Genomic DNA, 250 nt, shown 5'->3' with positions numbered 1-250 from the left:
ACCGGATTTGAGTACGGCAACCCACATGATAACGCCAATTAGCAAATAAGGAGTTATGCTAGTAACGTTACGGCGATTAAGCAGATATAAAAACGGCAGACATAAGCCCGCGATAGCCAGTGAACCAAGTGATAAATCATTGGTATAAAATAAAGCGATGATAATAATCGCGCCGATATCATCAAAGATAGCAATCGAGACTAAGAATACTTTTAATGAATTGGGTACGCGATTACCAAGTAAACTCAAA

General features: G+C 38.8%; 1 protein-coding gene. It reads right to left on the bottom strand.

From position 1 onward, the window contains the following. Positions 1 to 250, bottom strand: a 250-nt coding sequence (locus tag AAEY75_RS16385; protein WP_352260217.1) for a Na+/H+ antiporter NhaA, incomplete at both ends; no start/stop codon positions are given.

Origin of the sequence: Psychrobacter sp. TB55-MNA-CIBAN-0194 (genome assembly GCF_040309505.1) — a bacterium.
Lineage (GTDB): Bacteria > Pseudomonadota > Gammaproteobacteria > Pseudomonadales > Moraxellaceae > Psychrobacter > Psychrobacter fozii.
The sequence above is the reverse complement of the archived record's forward strand: the minus strand, read 5'-3'. Positions and strand labels throughout refer to the sequence as shown.